This window comes from Priestia veravalensis (assembly GCF_001457055.1).
Lineage (GTDB): Bacteria > Bacillota > Bacilli > Bacillales > Bacillaceae_H > Priestia > Priestia flexa.
In genome coordinates, this window is sequence record NZ_KQ758760.1 from 1 (window position 1) to 1913 (window position 1913).

The 1913-nt window shown below is 38.2% G+C and carries 1 protein-coding gene; it reads left to right on the forward strand.

From position 1 onward, the window contains the following. Positions 1-142 precede the first annotated feature (142 nt). Positions 143-1913: IS1182 family transposase (locus AS180_RS21215; protein ID WP_062687470.1), on the forward strand; the 1771-nt coding region annotated here is incomplete at its 3' end.

Below are 1913 nucleotides of genomic sequence, written 5' to 3' on the forward strand. Positions count from 1 at the left end.
GGGGCTGTCCAAAAAGTCAGTAAAAGCTGATTTTTTGACAGCCCTCTTTCTGGATTTTTTTTGAAAAAATACACAAAAAAATCGTCCTATCTAGTAAAATGAAAGTTACCACACCAACATTTCAAGAAAGGGACGATTTTTTATGTGCAATCATTATAACACGCAATTGACTCTTCTTCCAGAGACAGAGGAAAAAAAGACTTCTAAAAGACAATTAGCCCCTACTTTCAAACCCTATGACAATCGTCAAATTCAAGCAATCTTTGATATTGAAGCACTCATACCAGAACATCATGTGGCACGTGTGGTGGATGAAATGGTAGAGGCTGTTCCGGATAAGACCTTGTTTTCTCATTATAAAGGTGGAGGTCGTAGTTCCTTTCACCCCAAAATGATGCTTAAAATTATCTTGTTTGGTTATTCCCAAAAGGTTTATTCCTGCCGTGGAATCGAAAAGTTGATAAGAGAAAACATCCCAGCCATGTGGTTGGCCGCGATGCAACAACCTGATTTCCGTACGATTAACGAGTTCCGCGGAGAACGAATGAAAGTCTTGATGGATGAATTGTTTGAAGCCATGATTCTCAAATTAATAGAAGACAACTATATTTCAATGGAAAACTACTTTTTAGATGGCACCAAGATTGAGGCTGATGCCAATAAGTATTCTTTTGTATGGAAAAAATCGACTTCTAAGTTTGAAGCTAAATTAAGAGAAAAAATTCAAGAAACCCTCCAACACATTCATGAATTAACTCAATTAGAATCAACATCTGAAACTACGCAGAAAGAATCTGAACCAAGTGCGGAGACCATTGAACATGATCTGGAGGAGGTAGCCAAAGAAATAGAAGAAAAAGTAGAGACTCTAACCGAGGAAATAGAGAAGGAAACAGATACACAGATTCGTAAGGAGAAGAGACAAGAACGTAGTAAATGGAAGAAACCGTTAAAGCTGATTCGAGAAAATTTCTTACCACGAATAGCGAAATACAAGGAACAGAACGAGATCTTTGGAGACCGTAACAGCTATTCCAAAACAGACAAAGACGCCACTTTTATGCGTATGAAAGAAGATCATATGAAAAACGGTCAGCTCAAACCAGGTTATAACGTTCAAATGGCCACGGAAAATCAGTTTATTTTGTTTTATACGATTCATCAGAGACCGACTGATACCCGTTGTTTTATTCCGCATTTAGAGAAACTAGCTGCCTCTTCTTTACCAATGCCTAAAACGGTAATTGCGGATGCAGGGTACGGTAGTGAAGAAAATTATGTCTATGCAGTAGGTGATGAAAAAGAACCGCGTTTTGACTTTTTGATTCCATATGGGACCTACTTGAAAGAGAAAACCAAAAAGTACAAAAACGATATTAAAAACCCAAAAAACTGGGATTACAATGAACAAGATGATTATTTCATTTGCCCAAATGGGCGAAAAGTCCTTTTTAAGAAGTATCAAAACAAGAAGAACCAATCAGGTTACGAACAAAGTTTCAAAATTTATGAATGTGAAGACTGTTCGGATTGTCCATTGAAGGCACAATGTACAAAGGCAAAAGGTAATCGTCAAGTTCATTGGAATACCATTTTTGAGGAAATGAAAGCAAAGGCCAAAACAGCCCTTGAATGTGAAACGAAAGCCGCTATCTACGCTCGTCGTAAGGTCGAGGTCGAAAGTGTGTTCGGTCACATCAAGGGCAATCGGTCGTTCCGCAGATTTTCCTTGCGGGGACTCGATAAAGTCCATGTGGAATTTGGGATTGTGGCATTAGCCCACAATATACTAAAAGTAGCTGGCATTCGCCAGTTACTTTTAGATAATAATCGAAAATATATAAAAACAGGTGGAGAAAAACATTGCGTTTTTCTCCACCTGTTTTATTTAGAGGGACTTATTAGACAGCCCC